The 18,293-nt window shown below is 62.7% G+C and carries 12 protein-coding genes and 1 pseudogene; 8 read left to right on the forward strand and 5 right to left on the reverse strand.

The genetic code is table 11. The features are described from left to right. Positions 1-1,042 precede the first annotated feature (1,042 nt). Positions 1,043-3,586: a hypothetical protein gene (locus GSQ87_RS21865; RefSeq protein ID WP_158918718.1), complete on the reverse strand. Its 2,544-nt coding sequence runs from the start codon at positions 3,584-3,586 to the stop codon at positions 1,043-1,045. Positions 3,587-3,737: 151 nt separating this feature from the next. Between GSQ87_RS21865 and GSQ87_RS21870 the strand changes: the two genes are divergently transcribed. Further along, positions 3,738-4,469 (forward strand): helix-turn-helix transcriptional regulator, encoded by a 732-nt coding sequence (locus GSQ87_RS21870; RefSeq protein WP_158918720.1) that lies wholly within the window; start codon positions 3,738-3,740, stop codon positions 4,467-4,469. A gap of 396 nt (positions 4,470-4,865) precedes the next feature. Here GSQ87_RS21870 and GSQ87_RS21875 read toward each other — a convergent pair whose 3' ends face one another. Next, the gene (locus GSQ87_RS21875) at positions 4,866-5,912 is read right to left on the reverse strand and encodes a hypothetical protein (protein ID WP_158918722.1); all 1,047 of its coding nucleotides are present in this window, start codon (positions 5,910-5,912) and stop codon (positions 4,866-4,868) included. A gap of 580 nt (positions 5,913-6,492) precedes the next feature. Here GSQ87_RS21875 and GSQ87_RS21880 point away from each other — a divergent pair. The 5 genes and pseudogenes from GSQ87_RS21880 (at position 6,493) to GSQ87_RS21900 (ending at position 14,209) form a co-directional block, all read left to right on the forward strand. Continuing rightward, the gene (locus tag GSQ87_RS21880) at positions 6,493-9,285 is read left to right on the forward strand and encodes a DUF3857 domain-containing protein (protein ID WP_158918724.1); all 2,793 of its coding nucleotides are present in this window, start codon (positions 6,493-6,495) and stop codon (positions 9,283-9,285) included. A gap of 508 nt (positions 9,286-9,793) precedes the next feature. Then, entirely contained in the window at positions 9,794-11,473 is a 1,680-nt protein-coding gene (locus GSQ87_RS21885; protein WP_256375909.1) for a serine hydrolase, read from the forward strand. 1,204 nt (positions 11,474-12,677) lie between these two features. Further along, positions 12,678-13,133: a hypothetical protein gene (locus GSQ87_RS21890; protein WP_158918728.1), complete on the forward strand. Its 456-nt coding sequence runs from the start codon at positions 12,678-12,680 to the stop codon at positions 13,131-13,133. A 76-nt stretch (positions 13,134-13,209) separates the two neighbouring features. Beyond that, the gene (locus GSQ87_RS21895; RefSeq protein WP_158918730.1) at positions 13,210-13,506 is read left to right on the forward strand and encodes a hypothetical protein; all 297 of its coding nucleotides are present in this window, start codon (positions 13,210-13,212) and stop codon (positions 13,504-13,506) included. Further along, positions 13,493-14,209, forward strand: a pseudogene (locus tag GSQ87_RS21900) (IS6 family transposase). The gene GSQ87_RS21895 and the pseudogene GSQ87_RS21900 overlap by 14 nt, the downstream one beginning before the upstream one ends. Before the next feature lie 202 nt (positions 14,210-14,411). On the opposite strand, the gene GSQ87_RS21905 reads toward GSQ87_RS21900, so the two are convergent. From GSQ87_RS21905 to GSQ87_RS21915, 3 genes are all read right to left on the reverse strand, one after another. Further along, a complete protein-coding gene (locus GSQ87_RS21905; RefSeq protein ID WP_158918732.1) occupies positions 14,412-15,140 on the reverse strand; it encodes an alpha/beta fold hydrolase in 729 nt (242 codons plus the stop codon). 110 nt (positions 15,141-15,250) lie between these two features. After that, entirely contained in the window at positions 15,251-15,550 is a 300-nt protein-coding gene (locus tag GSQ87_RS21910) for a putative quinol monooxygenase (RefSeq protein ID WP_158918734.1), read from the reverse strand. 82 nt (positions 15,551-15,632) lie between these two features. Beyond that, positions 15,633-16,736, reverse strand: coding sequence for an NADH:flavin oxidoreductase (locus GSQ87_RS21915; protein ID WP_158918736.1), 1,104 nt, complete (start codon positions 16,734-16,736; stop codon positions 15,633-15,635). Between the two features lie 145 nt (positions 16,737-16,881). On the opposite strand from GSQ87_RS21915, the gene GSQ87_RS21920 reads away from it, so the two are divergent. Together GSQ87_RS21920 and GSQ87_RS21925 are read left to right on the forward strand one after the other, a co-directional pair. Beyond that, positions 16,882-17,778, forward strand: a complete 897-nt coding sequence (locus GSQ87_RS21920; RefSeq protein WP_158918738.1) for a LysR family transcriptional regulator — start codon at positions 16,882-16,884, stop codon at positions 17,776-17,778. Positions 17,779-17,877: 99 nt separating this feature from the next. Then, the gene (locus GSQ87_RS21925; RefSeq protein ID WP_216839523.1) at positions 17,878-18,231 is read left to right on the forward strand and encodes a DDE-type integrase/transposase/recombinase; all 354 of its coding nucleotides are present in this window, start codon (positions 17,878-17,880) and stop codon (positions 18,229-18,231) included. Positions 18,232-18,293 lie beyond the last annotated feature (62 nt).

The raw sequence follows: 18,293 nt of genomic DNA on the forward strand, positions 1-18,293 counted from the left end.
CGGGAACCGCGTATCACCCCTGCTCTAAGAACTCGCCCTCCTGCCATGTGCGCTCTTTGGCGGCCGATAGGCGTCCGCTTCACTGCCAACTTCGGCTGTTGGTGGCCGCCGATCGACCTGGCCAAAGCCCTCCTGAATGTCGCAAAGCTGGAGCAACTGGCGTGTCGCCTATGGGCGCAGAGCCCGTGTCGGCCCTCTCGCCGGAAACCCGTTGGCTTCCGGCCGACAAGCGGACGCCGGGATCGACGGGGTCGGGTCGCCAACGGACGGCATGTTCAGCGCGGAAATTGGCCGCCAGCGAGAGTTGGCGCATCATCGCGAAGCCTGAGGGTTAGAAAGTAGGGTTGAACCCTCCCTCCGGACCGATGAGTCCAGCAGATAAAGCGCCAACGGCTTTCGACGGGGGCGGTGGGCTTGGTCGTGTCGGAGCGTAGGTAATCGACGCGCCAGACGTCGCCCCGGTCGGCTTCGGCTGTTTTCACGGCAGCCTGTGTAATACCGCCCCTCTGAATCACTTCAATCGTCAACACCCTTGCACAAGGGGTGTTAGGAGGCATGGAGCGCACGTAATACGACGCTCCGTGCGGTTCCAAGCTCGGAAAGTTGGGGGCGGCGTCAACGGGCTGCATTCCGCAACCTGAACCACGTGACTACGGCGGCTTTGGGTCGACAGCACGTATGGGTGTGGCTCCGGACACTCCCCTTTGCCGATGTCAGCTATGCAGCGCGGGAGCTTAGTCCGCTAGGCCTCCAACTCCCGACATCAGCAACGGGCAGAATCGAGCGTTGCCGCCATCCGGAATGTCGCATTTCCGGCGGAAGGCTGGCGTCTCCTTAGGGCGCGATCTCGTCGCGGGCGGGGCGCGGGCTTTGCAGTCGGAGATCCGACATCCTGGGCGACGGGATGGGCCGGTGGCGCGGTTGGTCGAATTCCCATCACCAAACCTATTCCGACCGTAGCGGGGCCCAAGTTGGGCTGCCCTGTTGCGACTAGAGATGGTTGGCCAGAAAAGCTCAGCTGCGCCATAAGTGTGGTGACGGCTCACCGGAGCTCGAAGAGCCGGGACCAGAATCCCGTTCGCGGCTTTGGAGCTTCTGGCGGCAGATCCTCGTCTCGCGGACGGCAATAGCCGTTGCAGTCGTACCAGTACTTGGATCCCTTAGCCGTCTCCGAGCCGGCGAACCGCTGGTGCAGCAGGTCGAAGGCGGCGTGCGAATAGGCTCCGTGTGGTCCCGCCCAATCACACCCCCAACGCGTGGTCTGGATTGCGAGGGCCAGCGCCTCTGGTTGGCTTGAACGAGTGCCGAACAGCCCTGGCCGCCGGATCCAGGCGATGGTCCGCTCCGTCAGGAGCTTCGGCGCGGTCTCGATGCGACTCAGAGCGGCGAGTTCCGCGGCGTTGTTGGTGCGGAGGATGAAGCTGGAAGCGAGCATCGCCCCGCTCGCAGGTAGGCGCTGCGGGGTCCAGTCCTGGGGCGCCGTCGTCTCCCAGCGATCCTCGGAGACCATGGCGGTGTAAATGGCGTCGACCTTCTGCGCCTCGACGCGCTTGGGGATTATTGGACACCACCAGTTGTCGTCGTCGTTCTTGTTGTGGTCGATCCCGGCCACCGTGTGGCCTGGGTTGGCGGCGTCGGGATTGGCGTGCCGACGCCCGTACGCGTCCAGGGAGACATTCAGAGCCGGGGTGGCGAGGACATCGAGAAGCGCCACGTGGTCTGCGGGACGGATGGCGTCGTCCGGACTGGAGAGCCACCCCTGGGTGATGTCCGGATTGAGCGAGCGCATCAGCCGGTTGAGATCTGGGGCCACCGGCTGTCCCAGTGCATAGGTCCGCGCCCAGGCGAGCCGTGCGAAGGTCGCACGATCCTCCGTAGCCACGTCACGCCGCTCGGCCAGCCTGCGCAGCTCGGCGATCAGCAGGCGGTTCAGAAGACCCGCCGTGTCGTAGGCGTCGCCGGAGAGCAGGGGAACCAGATGGTCTTCATCCTCGGCCAGGAGGATCAGAACATCGATCAAACCCTCCCGGCGCATGAAGGCGTCATCCGAAAGGCGGTCCAACCCCAGCGCATCGCGCAGGCCCCGCGCCTGGGCGAGCCGCCCTGTCGCCATCAGATAGCGCAGGCTCTCCCGCAGCGTTGCGCCGTAACTATGCGACTTTGGAAAAGGAAAGCGCTGCAGATGCATCACTGCGGCGGTGAAGGCCGGCGCGGACGGCTCGTCCTCGCGCACGCCGTACATCAGCGCCGTGCGGACCTGGTGGAACAGGTCGAGCCCCGCGGCCGCCAGCGCTCTATCGCCGCCACAGCGCGACGCGTCCGCCCCCTCCTGCTCGACCATGCTCCAGACCTGCGCGTCATAGCCGTGCTCGCGCCACGCGAGCGCCTGATGGACCCAGGGATTGGAGGGGTCGAGCCTGACGCCGGCCCTGCGTTCCAGGTCCGCCTGAACTCGCGCCATGCCTTCGACGCCGTTCACCGTCGCCCAGGCGTGGGTCTGGTAAGGCGAAACCGGCAAGACGATCCAGGCCGCGAGCGGATCGGTCTGCGCCGCTGCGGCCATGGCGCGGCTAGAGGTGTGCTCCTCAGATATGGATCCGTCGAGATATGCGGCTTGGTCCGGAAAGGTGCTGAACTCGAAGCGGAGGTCAGAACGGGCGGCGCTGTAGCGTCGGTGGGCTTCGGGATCGGCGGTGATCCTCGTCAGGGGTTGTTCGAGCGCATCGAGCCCCTGGCGCGCCTGCACCGTGTGGGCTGCGGTCGTCCCGTCCTGGGCGGCGATCCAGCCGATCAGGTCATAGGCCAACGGATGGACCTCGATCAGCTTGGGATCGGCCAGGATCGACTGGGCCTCGTGGATCGACTGCGCAGATGGGATCAACGGAGCATAGCCGCTTCCGTAAGGTTTAGGCTCTGTCCCGGCTCGAATCGCCACGGCCATGTAGTGCGCGAACGCGCGGTGTGGCCCCGGCCGCGTTCCGATCCGTTCGAACGCCTTTGCAGCCTCCCGCGCGCGGTGCTGGTAAAACAGCAGCGCCGCCGCTTGGTAGGCGCGATCCTGACGCTGCAGTTGGGCCAGGGCCCTATCGGCCAGTGGCATCGGGGGCGGCAGCTGGTCCGCGCCGCCGAGGTCATTACGAAGGCAGCGAGATAACACCGCCTGCTGGACACGAAGCCATTGTTCGACATAGGGCGCATGCGTCCCCAGCGCGGCGATGCGAGCTTTCAATGTCGCAACCGGCTGCTCCAGTCGGCAAGCGCCGACGTCGTAGGTGGGGAAACTGTTGGCGGTCAGCGCTACAGACGGAAACAGGCGATGCAGGAGGTCCCTGTCGGCGTGGTCGTCGATCTGGAATGCTGGTCTCCCATCGTCCCAGTCGCTCAGCCCGGGATCGCCGAGCCCGGCGAGGGCGCGATAAGCGTCAGGCCCTTGGGAATTGGCAAAGTAATAGTCCAGGCGGTCGGCAGGCCCGGGCCGCGGCTCGGCGGCCGTAGCGTGGGGCGGCTCGCAGGTCTGCGCTGCTGCCTGTCCTGTGGCGGCCATCCAGGTCAGCAGCGCCGCCGACGCGCGCCATTTAATCCGCATGACCTGCTCCTTCGCCTAACCCCTGTTCTGGCGCGAGTTCGTCTTCGCAGCGAGCGTCGTCATCGGCCAGCTTCAGCCACAGTCGGCGTCGCTCAGCTAGGCGCGGCGAAAATGTCCGGCTATGTCCGGATTTTAACGGATCGAGAGCCGGATGGAACCCGAGGAGCTTAACGAGGAGGAGAACCGCATGGCGGCGCTTCGCATCCGCGAAGCCCTGGCGCGCCGCCGCATCTCGCGCCAGCGCCTGGCGGATGAGGCCGGGGTCGGCCTCTCCACATTGGAGAAGGCGCTCTCCGGCAGCCGAACTTTTACCCTTTCGACCTTGGTGCGACTTGAAGGCGTGCTGCAGATTAGCTTACGCGCCGCCGCTTGCGCATCGGAGGCCCCCGCCTCGATCGGCGGCTATGGCCGGGCCAGCGTAGAATGGCTGAGTGGAGCCTATCTGACGCTTCGGCCGAGCTTCGAGCAGGCCCACGCCGTATACGCCTATCTGACCGAGATTTGGTGGGACGAGACGCAGGCTCGCCTCTTGTTCCAGGAGACGAATCGCCTCGATGCGCCCTTCTCCCAAAAGGGTGAAGTCTCGCTGCCTCACCAGTCCGGCCAAATCTATTTCGTCACGAACGACCGTGGCCAGTATCGACTTATTACGCTGGCTCGGCCAACAATCACTGGGGAAATGTTTGGCTTGCTAAGCACCCTCCACGCTGGGCGCGGAGGTCGTCTTTCGCCCATCGCAGCGCCGATCGCTCTGATCCGCTGCGAAAGCCCGAACACAGCGAGCTTTGGCCTGATTGATCCAACCCACCGAGACTATATACATTATCGAGGTTGCCTCGACCGCACATTGCGCGAGGAGTTTGCTCGAATACTATCCTCTTGATCTGGAGTCGAAACGCCGGCTGTGTCTGAGCAGCTTAGCGGCGCGGCCGTGCGAGCCAAGGGCCAGGGGCCGGACGGATGTCTGACTAGGGTCGTCTATCACCCCGAGCACCCGTCCCGAAAGCTGCCGCCGGCAATGTCCGAAACGCGGCGGGGGTAATTCCGTCGGGACTACCCCAACTCCAGACATCAGGGCGCAGTGGAATCGAGCCTAGACGGGGCTCGTAATGTCGCGTCTCCGGAAGAAGGCCTAAGTCCGCAGAGGGCGCACTTTCCCCGAGCAGGTTGCGGCCCATGCGGTTGAACACGCATTCGGAACTTAACCGTTTCAATGCATCGGAGCCTTGCGCCCGCCCCGGGAATTCAGCAGTGCTCATTGAAAGCGGACGCACGAAAGTTAGGGCACGGGCTGCGACGGCTTGGTGGGATTGAGCCCTGTCTCGGACGACGACCTTTTCGTTTGAAGGCCCTGCACGAGCGCCATGAAATCCGGCGGCAACGCGTGTGCGTTAGCGACAACGAATTCGATAAGAGCCTGCTCGTTGGCGTCGACACGGCCATTCAGTCCGATCCTTCCGAGCAACCAATGTTCCTCATCCTCGGTGACCGCCTCGGCGGCGGCTTCCAGGGCTTGGTCGGCTGCGACCCTGCTTCCGAGCTCCGCTAGATCCTGACCGTGGAAGTCCCATTGGACAACCTCGTGAAATCCTTCTCCTACATCATGAAGGAAATGCCCACTTTCGGCTTCCGCCTCTATTCGCCTGAAGGGATGGATGCCGTGATCCGCGATCCAGGCTTCCTCGGCAAGCTCCTTGTTCGCGTCGGGTTTCCAGGGCGATTCGAATAGGATGGCGTTAGCGACTGCGCGAATGAAAAAGTCGCTCCAACCTTCTGCATCAGCGCCGCCCAAGGCGTCATTGATGTCGAACAGTATCTCGGCCTCCTTGCGCGAGACCCCGTCGTTGGCGTCGCTGCCCTTGCCAAAGACGGCGCGCCGCAGGCGCTCGACATCGACCCGCTCCAGTCGACCGTTACGCTTCAGTCGCCACAGCGTCAGCGCCTTCAGCATGTTGAGGATGAACGTCTCGAAAGCTCCCGGGGTCTGATCGGCCTCATCGAGTATGTGAAGGAGGAGCTCAACCTCGTCCTCACGAATTCGCGGATAGCTCGAAATGGTGCTGATCAGCCAGTTGGCTCGATCGTCATCGACATATCCGACAGGATGGGTCTGCCGGACGACATAGTCGGTGATGACCTCGACGAAGAGGTTCCGCCACTCTTGCGAGTGGCTCCCGGCATTGGCATTTAATTTAAAAATCGCTTCCGCGTCTCCACGCGAGATCTCGGCCGATTGCCCATAAAGGTTGGAGCGGGCCGCCAAAGCGTCCGCCGGAGATAAAGCAGGCTTGCCGTCGAGTTCGGCGAGGACGGATGCAGCACTCATAGCGAAATCTCCGGGAAGCGCTCTGCACCCTTAGTTGCACAGCGTTGCCGAGGGCCTAACCAAGTGAAGTTTCTGGCGTGGCGACGACGGCCCCCGCCTCAGGCTTTCGATAGAGGTGATAAGGCTCACGCCGGCGTTCCCCACGCGGGAGGTCGGCAGGATTTATTCCGTCCGCATTACCCTTATATCGCCCTCGGATCGCCCATCGAGCTTGGCTCGTCCGCTGTGCGGCCGCGCAAGTCCGCTTGACCGCCAGCTTCGGACATCAGGGCTCCGCGGATATCGAACTTGGCCGGCGCGCATAATGTCGTGTTTTTGAAGGAAGGCCTGAGTCCACAAAGGGCGCGTTTCGCCGTCAGGCCGTGCTCAAGCTTAGCGGCTGGAAGCGACCGTGTCGATCGGCGGGGTCGGGGCGGGCCTATTCGTAGAACTTCCCCTTACAGACCGACTCAGCGCCTTCAAGAGGGAGGCTACCCCTGTCAGAACGATGGCTTTTCCCGGCAATAGCAGTAGGCAGAAATCGGACTTCACTACCATTGCGGGCAACGATATGCAGTGCGTTCGTCGGGAGAGATTGGCTTTGCGTATTGCTCTCGGAATGATGCTGCTGGCGGGCGTGGCTGCGCCTGCATGGGCGACGGACACGCCTCGTTATGAGCCGGCGCCGCCATGGATCCTGCCCGCTCCGCCGATAAAGCAGGGCGACTCGGGTTTGCCGCTCTTTGCGCTTCTGGACGAACAGACGCGGATCGCCGACGGTGCGGTGTGGAGTTATCACGAGATGGGCTCCCGCGCGATTTCAGCCGAGGCGCTGGCGCGTATGGGCACGGTGACGCTGAACTGGCAGCCCTTCCACGGGGACCTGATCATTCATCGCGTCGAGATCATCCGCGACGGCAAACATATCGACGTCCTCAAGGCCGGCCAGAAATTCAGCGTCATTCGGCGCGAGCAGGGTCTCGAGAAACTCGAGATGAATGGGATCCTAACAGCGACGCTGCAGGTCGAGGGATTGCGGGTCGGCGACGTCCTCGACGTCGCCTACTCGGTCTCGGTCAAGGATCCAGCCTTGAAAGGTGGTGTTCAGGCCAGCGCATTGGCGCTATCGGAGCCGTTCAAGGTGGATTTCGCCCGCGCTCGGATGCTCTGGCCGGTCGGCTCGCCGATCCGGTGGAAGGCCTATCCCGCCGGGCTGAAGGCGACGGAGAGCGATAAATCGGGCTGGCATGAGCTGAGCTTCGTCTTACCCGCGCCGAAGCAGCCCGATATGCCGGCCGACGCGCCGAAACGCTTCCAACCGTTTCCCGCGATCGAGGCCAGCAGCTTCGCCGACTGGACTGCGGTATCCGCTGTCTTCGCGCCCCTGTATCAAACCAAGGGGCTCATCGCGGCGGGTACCCCACTTGCCCAGGAGGTGGCTAAGATTCGCGCCTCGGAGACAGACCCGAAACGGCGGGGCGCCGCAGCGCTCGCCCTGGTCCAGGATCGCATCCGCTATTTCGCCGATGGCATGAACGGCGGCAACTACATGCCCCAGTCGCCGGACAAGACCTGGTCCGCCGGCTATGGCGACTGCAAGGCCAAGACTTTGCTGCTTTTGGCCATGTTGCACGACCTCGACATCGACGCCGAGCCAGTTCTGGCCAGCATCGGCCAGGGCGATCTCGTCGCGATCCGCCTGCCCGCGCCGGCCGCGTTCAATCATATCTTTGTCCACGCAAAAATTAGCGGCGAGGATCTGTGGCTGGACGGCACCGGGCGTGGCTCCCGGCTGGAGGACATGGGCGATCCTCCCCCATTTCGATCGGTGCTGCCGGTACGAGAGGGCGGCGCGACGCTGATGCAACTGCCATTGCGGGCACCGGCGCGGCCGACCCGCACGATTTCCGTCGACATCGACGAAAGCGCGGCTATCGGCATGGCGGCTCCCTTCTCGGCGACCGTGACCGTGCGCGGCGGCGCGGCCGATGTGCTACGCGCCGTTGCGGCCCAGCTGGACAACGACAAGCTGTTGGCGCTTTCGCTCGCGAGCCTTGGCGGCGCGGCTGGACCAGGCGCTTTGCCGGTCACGCAGAAGTTCGACTTCGACGCCGCTACTGGCACGGCGACGGTCGCCGTCACCGGCATCGCCAGACCCGCCTGGAGGCGGCAGGATCACGCCTATCGTCTGCGGCCGGCGAGCGGAATTTCGAGCCTTGCACTGAACAGCGATCGCTCCCGGACGGCATGGAAGGACATACCGATCGCGACGGGCGATTCCGGCCACAGCGTCCTCACCACGCGCCTCCATCTTCCGGATGGCGGCCACGGGATTACCTTGGAGGGCGATCCCGCCCTGGATCTGGATATCGCCGGCCGCAACTACGTCCGAAAAGCCAGCCTGGCCGGTGATCTCCTGACCCTTGAGGAGCGGACCACGAGCAGTGGCGCGGAGCTGCCGCCCACCGAGCTGCCGTCGGCGCGGGCGAAGCTCGCCACCGCGCAGGGGCGAGTCTTGCGCCTCGTCACCGTTCCCGACTACCCGCCGGTCTACCAGCAGATCACCGCCGCTCGCCGCACGCACAAACTCGACAGGCTGGCCGCCCTTTTCACCACTCTTATCGCGACCAAGCCCGATGACGCGGTCCGGTATCTCGCTCGTGCGACCTTCTATGAAGGCACCTTCCAGCGGACCCTGGCGCTGGCCGATCTTGACAAGGCGATATCGCTGGATGGCGCCGCCGCCACCTATCTGCGCCGCGCCGCCCTATTGGAATCGATGGGAGAAAAGGACAAGGCGGCGGCCGATTATCAGGCTGCGCTGGGGATCGAACCGTCTTCAAAGACCGCGCTCACTCAACTTGGCCTGCTTCAGATCGATGCGGGACGAAAGGATGTGGGCCTGGCGCCTATCGAGCAGCATCTCGCGAGTGCGGACGAAGACAAGCCGGATTGGCTGGCGATCAAGGCCGAACTGATGGCCAGGATCGGCGATGCTGAAGGCGCACTGGCCGCGATGAACGAAGCGATCGCCGTCAAATCGGCCAACGCCGTGTTCCTCAACGAACGTTGCTGGATCAAGGGAACCCTGGCTGTGCAGCTCGACGGCGCGGTTCAAGATTGTACGCGCGCCATCGAACTCGCAGAAAATAATGCTTCTGCACTCGATAGCCGCGCGCTTGTCTATTTCCGGCTGAACCGGTTGGACGAGGCCTTGGCTGACATCGACGCCGCACTGGATCGACGGCCGGCGCTCTCATCCTCGTTGTATCTGCGCGCGGTCATCGAGCGAAAGATGGGCAAGGCTCACGACGCCGATGAGGATGCTGCGAACGCCCGCTTGATCTCGCCACGCATCGATGAAGAATATGCGCGCTGGAAGATCAAGGCTTGATCTGCAGGATTTGGCGGTGCCCCGATTTTGTACGTGATCTTAGTTCAAGACCATCCACGGGTTTGGGTCGCCTAGCGCTGTGGCGTAGTCCGAATCAGCCGCCGCCAACGTCCGCAATTGGAGAAGGGTAATTTCGGCCGGATTACCCCAAAAGGCGCCATCCAGGCTGTCCTTAGCGAGGGACTACCGGTGCTAAAAGTGTCCGGAACTCGGCAGAGGCAGAGAGCGTATGTCGGCATTGGGCGCGACGCCGCCTTTGGCAGTTGGAATTTGACCTGCACCGCGACAAGCCGAGCATCGGGCCTGTAGATTTGACATAGCTTTCTATCTGGCAATTCAAGTGCAACGTTGTCGGGGTAAGGTCAATCGTCGCGGTTGCGTGGACCGGATGACATTGATTTAGCGTCATTCAGCGCTGAGAGCGGAGATCGTCTCGTTGATCCGCGGCTGCTGCCTCAGAGGGGATCGTCGCATGCTCCGGGCCATACCCATCGTCGCCGGATTGGCGATGCTATCTGGCCCTCCGAGTGTGGTGGCGGCTTCGCCAGCATGTTCCAACCCAGCGTTCTTGCCCGAAGCTCGATCGGCGATCCAGGCTTACGACCAGGGGGATGCGTTCTCGGGAGCCGTGTTGGTCGCCGTCGATGGACATCCGGTGCTGCGTCAGGGCGTAGGGATGGCCGACCGCGAGCTTGGGGTTCCGAACGCACCGGAAACGAAATTCCGCATCGGATCGATCACCAAGCAGTTCACCGCAACCGCCATCCTCCAGCTCCAGGAGGCCGGCAAGCTGTCGATCGACGATCCGATCTCGAAGTATTATCCGGACGCACCGGTGGCTTGGTCGACGATTACGCTACGTCATCTTCTGACCCACATGTCCGGTGTCCCGACCTATACCGCCATCTCAGGCTTCTTTGATCGTGAGGCCCGCCTGCCACACACGATCGATGAATTGATCAAGCTTACCCGTGACAAGCCGCTCATGTTCAAGCCGGGGAGCAAATTCTTTTACGACAACTCTGGCTACATACTGCTCGGTTACGTGGTCGAGAAGGTGTCGGGGCAGCGCTACGAGGATTATTTAAAGAAGCACATCTTTAGCCCTCTCGGTATGAGCGGGTCGGGCTATGACGATCCAGAGAGGATTATCCTCGGTCGGGCGTCCGGGTATGAGCGTGATCTGGATGGAGGTTGGCGTAACGCGCCGTTTCTCGACATGAGCGTCCCGTTTGCGGCTGGCTCACTCTATTCGACTGTCGACGACCTTTTGACCTGGGACCATGCGCTCTATACGGCACGGCTGCTGAAGCCGGAGTCGCTGCAGACGATGTTCACCGACTACGGCCACAGCTACGGCTTTGGATTCGTGATCGACCAGAAGTGGGGCCAGGATCGCATCTGGCATAATGGCGGCATCAATGGCTTCAGCGCTTCATTCCAGCGGTATCCAAAGTCCCGTGTGACCGCCATCGCGTTCGCCAACGAGGTCACACCTAGCGTGGACAAGCTGGCGGCCGACCTGGCGGGTCTCTGCATGGGAGCGGAGGTCTACCCCCGTGAAGCACCCGAAGGGGGCGCCGCCCTAGCGCGCTACACGGGCGAGTACAAGCTTTCGCCCTCCCAGGTGGCTAAGCTGGAGATCCGCGGCGACGCGCTGGTTGTTTCGATCGGCGCCCAACCGAAGATGATGCTCTACCCGCAGGGCCAGGGAAAGTTCTTCGCCAAGACCAACCCTATGAAGATCGAATTCCAAATTGGAACCGACGGGCAGGTGAGCGGCGCGCTTGTCAGGCGAGGCGAGCAGGGGGAGCCGCTTACCGCCAAGAAGATTGATGCTGCGGAGGCGGAGCGTATGTCACGCGATATGGCTGAGCGCGCCGCCGCAGGCGTACCTACGCCCGGGACGGAAGACGCCTTGCGTCGCATCCTCGGTGAGCTACAGCGGGGCGCGCCAAATTACGACCTAATGAACCCGGACCTGGCCAAGGTCGTGCGCAGCACCCTGGACGAGGTCAAAGCCCAGCTCGTCCCGCTGGGCGCCGTTAAGTCGATCAAGTTCAAAGGAGTAGGTCCGGGTGGCGCTGACATCTTCATGGTCACCTTCGACAAGGGCGCTATTGAGTGGCGTATCGCGCTCGGAGAGAGCGGGCGCGTTGAGGGACTGTCTTTGCGGCCGGCATCCTAGAGCCCTTTGTCTCGGGTAGTGCGCCTCGTCGCCGACGTTGGCGCATGCCTCCAGAAAACAGACGCCCGCCGGCCGAAGTGGGTCGCCCTCTGCCCTGACCGGTCGCGCCGAAACTCGCCCCCGGGAACGTCCAGTTTTAGGCGGGGGTGATTTCGTCGGGACTACTCCCAAAAGCCGCCGTTGGGCCGCCCTTGAACAGCGGAGTTCGGGCGCTTGAGATGTCCGTTATCCGGCGGAGCCCGCATGGCGGCTATGGGCGCCGAGCGGACTTCCGCCTCGGTCCGGCGGGCGTTTAGCGCTGCACGATACCGAGTTCGCTTTCGCCAAACGGGTCCGCCGCAAGCGCCTCATGAACTGTCCTGATCATGGATTCAGAAGAGGTCGAGAAGGTTAGTTCGTAGGGCGCGGAGGGGCGACCCGAGAGACCTACGAAATGCTGGAATTGATTCGAGTTGAGCCATAGGCCCCACCTTTCGTTGGCGCGAACCGCACAGAGAAGGCGGAATGTGCGCCGGTTATCGCTGAGCAGCATAGCCCGCTTGCCCGCCGGGTAGCAGGGGTAAGGGAGTCTGGGCGCCGTGACGAACGAATAGCCGCAAGACATCGGTTGATCGAAGGTCACTCGCATGACCAGCAGGCCGGGCCGTACGGTTGCACCCATGGCTGGATAAGTGCTGATTATCCTAGGCGCTGGCGTGTTTCGATCTGCGGGTTCATCGGGTTTCAGGCATTTGTGCGCCGCAGTAATTGTGACGCTGTTGGGTCGCGATGCGATGACCGTGACGCCCGCCACTGTCGCATTTGGCCAAGTATCATCGCGCGGGGTACTCGCCTGCGTGGTAGCGGCGAGGAGCAAGCTAGCCAAGCGTAGTGCAGCCATCAACTTACCCTCCGGACGGCAACTGCTGATTGCGTATCGCGCCCGCAAATCCGCTGCAAGCTACGGCGATTAATGACTACGCCGAGACGGGAGTTTCGTCCGATCTACCTCCGAGATTCGCCATTGCCCCCCCTGAACGGGCGACTCCGCTCCACCTGGACGTCCGAAAATCGGCACGAGGTGCATGGCGGTTATGGGCGCAGAGCCGCAGGCATGGGCATCTCCAGCCCTCCCGCCGGAGAGCGGACATCGAATTGGGCCGGGTAGGGTGGCAAAGCGACTCTCGCCAGCTTCGTGTTAGAGTGCCGGAAAGGCCGCGAGTTAATGCCGATGACACCTATTGCCGCTGAGAGATCAATCTACGGCACGGTCGATGAAGTCGAGATCAAGGTTGTTGTGCGACTCTTAACACCCGAACAAACCGAGGAAGGGCGTGCCCTATGCCGTTACACATTCCAAACCGACAGCGATAAAGTCGCTCTCACCGATGGTATAGCTTACGGCGTCGATAGCATGCAGGCGCTGATTGAGGCTCTTCACGGTGTAGGCTGGACTTTGGATCGTAGCGGGGTCGAATGGTCGATGTTCTCGGAGGAGGAGCTTCAGGCCGACGAGTCCAATGGATTGAGGGAGGATGGCTTCCCGCGTGCTGGCCTGAGCGTGATGTTTCTCGGCGCAGACGTCCGCAAACGCATCCAGAGCTATGTTGAAGGTGAGAAGCTCATAGCGATGAAGTCGCTTCCGAAGCCGAGGAGAAAGCCGACGCTACGGCCTCTGTAACAGGATTCACCATCCGTCTGCTCAGGGTGGGGGGGGGGCGCTTGAGGCCGGCCAGGTCGCGACCCTGCAGGAGATTTTGGGTCCTCTCGCACGTCTCTGGCTGCCGGCGGTTTTCGAGGACAGCCCGCTCGAAGTGCTCAAGCCCTTTAGCACCGACGCGGGCGCGCTCGCGGCTTTCCGCAGCGACCTTGTCGCCTTCCTGGAGGCCGAAGCGGCCCGGACCTCGGCCCTGGCCGAGACTGAACAAGCCTTTCCCATTGACGACCCTGAACCCAGGCGCGACTGGGAGGCGCAGCACGCCCGCGGGCTTTGTCAGCGCAAATTGACGGCCAGAGGGGAGGGGGCTAAGGCCGAGCCCCATGGCCAAGCTTAAGCCCCCGCCCAATCCGTTTCGCTGGTTCGACAGCTCGCCGGAAGTGATCCGGTTGGTGGTGCTGATGTACGTGCGCTACCCGCTGTCGCTGAGAAACGTCGAAGACCTGCTGCACGAGCGAGGGATCGACATCTGTTACGAGACGGTTCGCAAGTGGGTGGACCGCTTCGGCCCGATGTTCGCCTCAGAGATCCGCAAGCGACGGGTCGAAGCCATGCGCCAGCATACCCATTGGAAGTGACGCCTCGACGAGGTCTACGTGAAGATCAACGGCGAGATGCACTACCTCTGGCGGGCGGTGGATCATGAGGGTGAAGTGCTCGAGTCCTTTGCGACCAAGGATCGGGACAAGGCGGCTGCGCTGAAGTTCATGAAGAAGATCATGAAGCGGCACGGCTGCGCCAAGACCATCACCACTGATGGCTTGCGCTCCTATCGAGCCGCCATGAACGAGTTGAACGTTGCCGACCGCCAGGAGGTAGGCCGTTGGGCCAACAACAGGGCGGAGAATTCCCACCAGCCCTTCCGACGACGAGAGCGGGCGATGCTGAGGTTTAGGAGGATGAAAACACTCCAGCAGTTCGCCTCGGTTCACGCATCCTTCCACAACCACCTCAACCAGGAGCGCCACCTCGTTAGCCGACAGACCTACAAAGATCGACGCTCAGCCGCCCTGGCTGAGTGGCGGCAGGTCATGGGGTAGAGCTAGCTCGGGTTTGGGAGAGCTACGTCTAAGCGGAGATAAGTTCGCGTTGGACTGACAGCACCGATGGAACGCCAGCCGTGCGGCGGTTCGCGGCCCCCCTCCAGTCCCCGAACCAGATCTTCGGCGTATTGGAGCGCTCCGTGTCAACGGACTGGCGTCTACGCCGCAGCGCGTGGCGTAGACGCACAAGTCGCCGGCGCTACGTGGCGACAGCAAGGGCAGCCTGGTTGATCACATCGACCACGACCTCAGGGAAAGTAACGGGGATGGCGTGCGATGAGTTCAGCTCAATGACGTGAGCGTGGGCGCGATCGGCTTCGAACTTGAATTCTTCCTGGGGGATCACGGGATCCAGCAAAGGCCTGATTTGCCAGCTCGGCTTGCTCGTCCATGCCGCGGAGGTCAATTTCTCGCTGAGGGCCAGCAGGTCGACGGGGCGCTGGGTGGCGATCATCAGGGCGAGCACGCTCTCAGGCACGTCGGCGGCGAGGAGGTAGCCGTATTTGTCAGCCTGAACGAGGGCATACGTGCCTTTGGTTCCGTCGGGCAGGGTGTATTCGGTCAGATCGACGGACGAGGCGAAGTCGCCGCCGGGAAACCGTTCGAGACAATCATTTGTAGATTCCCCCAACCCGGGCATGGGGGAGCCCGCGTAGACGAGGCCCTTCACCTTGGGATCGTCCCCGGCCTGGGTGATGACGGCCCCGCCGTAGGCGTGGGACACGAGGATCACGGGCCCCTCGATCGTGTCCAGCAAGCTGCGCAGATAGGCAGCGTCGACCGCCAGGCCCCGCAAGGGATTGGAGAAGACCTTGATCGGGAAGCCGTCGCGCTGGAGCCCCTGGATCACGCCGTGAGTCCAGAGCGACGAGTCTTCGACGGCCCCGTGCACAAGTACGATCGTCGGTTTGGTTGAGTCGAGAGCCATTGTGGTTCCTTCCGAAGAGTGTTGCGGTAGGGGATGGGCGGCTGGCATGTCATTGAGCGCAGCCGCCCAGGATCAACATCCGTTTGGTAATGAAGAGCCGCAGTATGGCCTTACTTTTCGACGACCACCTGAAGCCGATAAACCTTGGGAGCCACGGAAAATAGTTCCTCCGCGTGCACCACAAGCTCCTGTCCGGCCTCGCCGTTCAAATGGGCCTCGCGGGCGACTTCATCATCGAAGGTGTCGAAGATTCTATAGCCGCCGGGCTCACCTTCGACTGACGTCGCGTGCCACGACAACGTGCCGGGCTCTCCACGGACCAGCGCGGCTTCCTTCTTCAGAAACGCCTCGACTTCCGATTCCTTTCCCGGTTTAGCCTTCAATTCGACAAGTAACGCGAACTTAGCCATCGGAGATATCCTCTGTTGAGTGGTGGGGGTCTTAGTGTTCGGTTCGAGGCAAATGCCTGCGAACCGCAGCAACCGAGTTGGCTTACATCGCCAGCTCTGTTTCCTTGATGTTGGCGACGGGCCCGAGGATTGCGGGATCGAAGTCTTTGAGGGCGCCACGCTCAAACAAACGCCGAGGAAAGTCGGGATTCGCCAGCGCTCCGCGGCCGATGGTGACGATGTCCGCGCCGTCTTCCAGCGCAGCGACCGCCTGCTTGATGTCGTGCAAGCCGCCGTTGGCGAAAATCGTCGCTCCGGGGGCGTAGCGCTTTGCGAGGTGCATTAAGGACGGACCGCCCACGGCGAAAGCGGGCTTCCATGCCTCGAACTCGGTCACATGGATGAAATCGGCGCCGGCGTCGGCGAGGCTGCCGAAGATGATTTCCGCATCGCGCTCCGCGCCCGCCCACTTGTGGTGATAGTCGTTCACCTTGCCCTGGGAGATGCGCACGCCGACCGGCGTCTTGGCGCTGATCTTCGCCCTCACCGCCTTGAAGGTTTCGAGGATCAGTCGCACGCGGTTTTCCGTGGCGCCCCCCCAGCGATCGGCTCTGTTGTTGGCGTAGTTGGTCAGGAACTGGTCGAGCAGATAGCCGTTGGCGCCATGAATTTCGATTGCGTCGAACCCGGCGACCTCGATTGCTCGCGCGGCCGAGTCGGCAAAGCCGGAAATCGCGTCGGCGATCTGCTCGTCCGTGATCTCGGCCGGCAGGGCGTAGCGGTCCTTGCCGTGATAAAGCGTCATCTGCACGCCCTTGGGCTGGATGGCGGACGGGCCCACCGTGCCGTGGCGAAAGCGATTGCCTTGGCTGATCGCACCGGCATGCATCATCTGGGCGATAGCGAAGGCGCCGTGCGCCTTGATGCCGCTGACGACCGGCCTCCAGGCATTGGCCTGCGCCTCGTCGGTCATGCCGGGCTGGTGGAGATAGCCCTGCGAAAACGCCTGGTCGGTGTAAATGCCCTCGGTGATGACCGTCCCGAACCCGCCCCGTGCGAAGCGCTCGTAATAGCGGGTCATGGTTTCGGAGGGCCGGCCGTCCTCGTTCGCCGTGACCCTAGTCATCGGCGCGACAGAGAGACGGTTCTTCAGGCTATGGCCGTTTATAACGATCGGCGCGAAAAGCGCGTGAGTATCGACGTCCATCGTCCTGACCTCCAGATGCGCCGGATCGGGCGCTTTCAGCTCAAGAGCAAAGAGAACCCTGCTCCCTGGAGCTAGATCTAGCCTCTGCTGGTGGGGCCCAGAAGATGAGGTGGACGATAAGCATCATATCGCTTAGCGTTATAATATGGATCTTGCAGATGTGGCTCTCTTTCGCACCATTGCGACCGTCGGCAGCCTGTCGGCGGCGGCGCGTCAGATGAGCACGACACCGATGCTGGTCAGCCGCAGGTTGGCTGGCCTCGAAGCCGAGTTAGGCGCGCGGCTGTTCCACCGCACGACGCGGTCCCTGTCCCTGACGCCCGAGGGAGAGGCGTTTTTGCCTCATGCCGCCGCTCTGATAGAGGCGCGCGATTCGGCGTTCGACTCGGTTTCGTCCGGGGGCTCCGGCCTCTCAGGCGTGTTGAAGATTACAGCGCCCAACGTCATCGGCCACTCTGTCGTTGTCCCTGTTGTGGCCCAGTTGATCGCCGACAATCCCGCGCTACGTGTCGATTTGACTCTGAGCGACGGTGTCGTCGACATTGCGACGGCAGGACTGGACGTGGCGGTCCGCGTGGCGGCCATGAAACCTTCGGACATGATCGCGACGAGGGTGGCCGACAATCCGTTCACTCTCATCGCATCGCCGGGCTACGTCGCCCGTCTCGGTCAACCAGCCACGACAGAAGACCTGGTGAGCCACTCCTGTATTAAGCTTCATGCGATGGACGCTTGGCCCTTCACCCGGGGCGGCGAGGCGCACCGGGTTCGGATTAGCGGTCCTTTGTCGGCGAACACCGTCGATGCGGTGCGAGCCGCCTGCATCGCGGGCGTTGGAATCGCCATGTTGACCTACTGGGACGTTCACAAGCACATCGCGCGCGGAGAATTGCAGCGCATCGTCCTCGCTGACGTCGAGCCGCTGGAAGTCGGGATATGGGCCGTTTTCCCGACCCGCACGCACGTGCCCGCCCGGGTGCGGGCCTTTATCGACGCGTTGCGAGAGCGGCTGCTTGGCGGCGCCCATGCAAGTTCACTGTGACACCAAATCAATCACGCCTGGGGACACTGTCAGCTGAAATATAGGCTCTGTCAGGTGAAATGTACCTTGCGGTGAGCGCGGCCGGGGGTGGGGAGGGGGATGCCCCGCCGGAAGCCTCCGCCTAACCCATTTCGCTGGTTCGACTCCTCGCCCGAGGTGATCCGGCTGGTTGTGATGATGTACGTCAAATACCCCCTTTCGCTGCGCAACGTGGAAGACCTCCTGCACGAGCGGGGGATCGACATTTGCCACGAGACGGTGCGGCTGTGGTGGACCCGCTTCGGTCCGATGTTCGCTTCCGAGATCCGCAAGAAGCGGGTCGAGGCGATGCGCCAGCACACCCATTGGCGGTGGCACCTGGACGAGGTCTATGTCCGCATCAACGGTGAGATGCGCTACCTGTGGCGGGCCGTCGATCACGAGGGCGAATTGCGCTGGCGTTCGCGGTCATAGTCACGCCCTACCTTGCTTACCCCTTGATGCCTCTCGTGCACCTACCCGATTTCTTCCAGTCT

Source organism: Caulobacter sp. S45 (genome assembly GCF_009765965.1).
Classification (GTDB): Bacteria; Pseudomonadota; Alphaproteobacteria; order Caulobacterales; family Caulobacteraceae; genus CAHJWH01.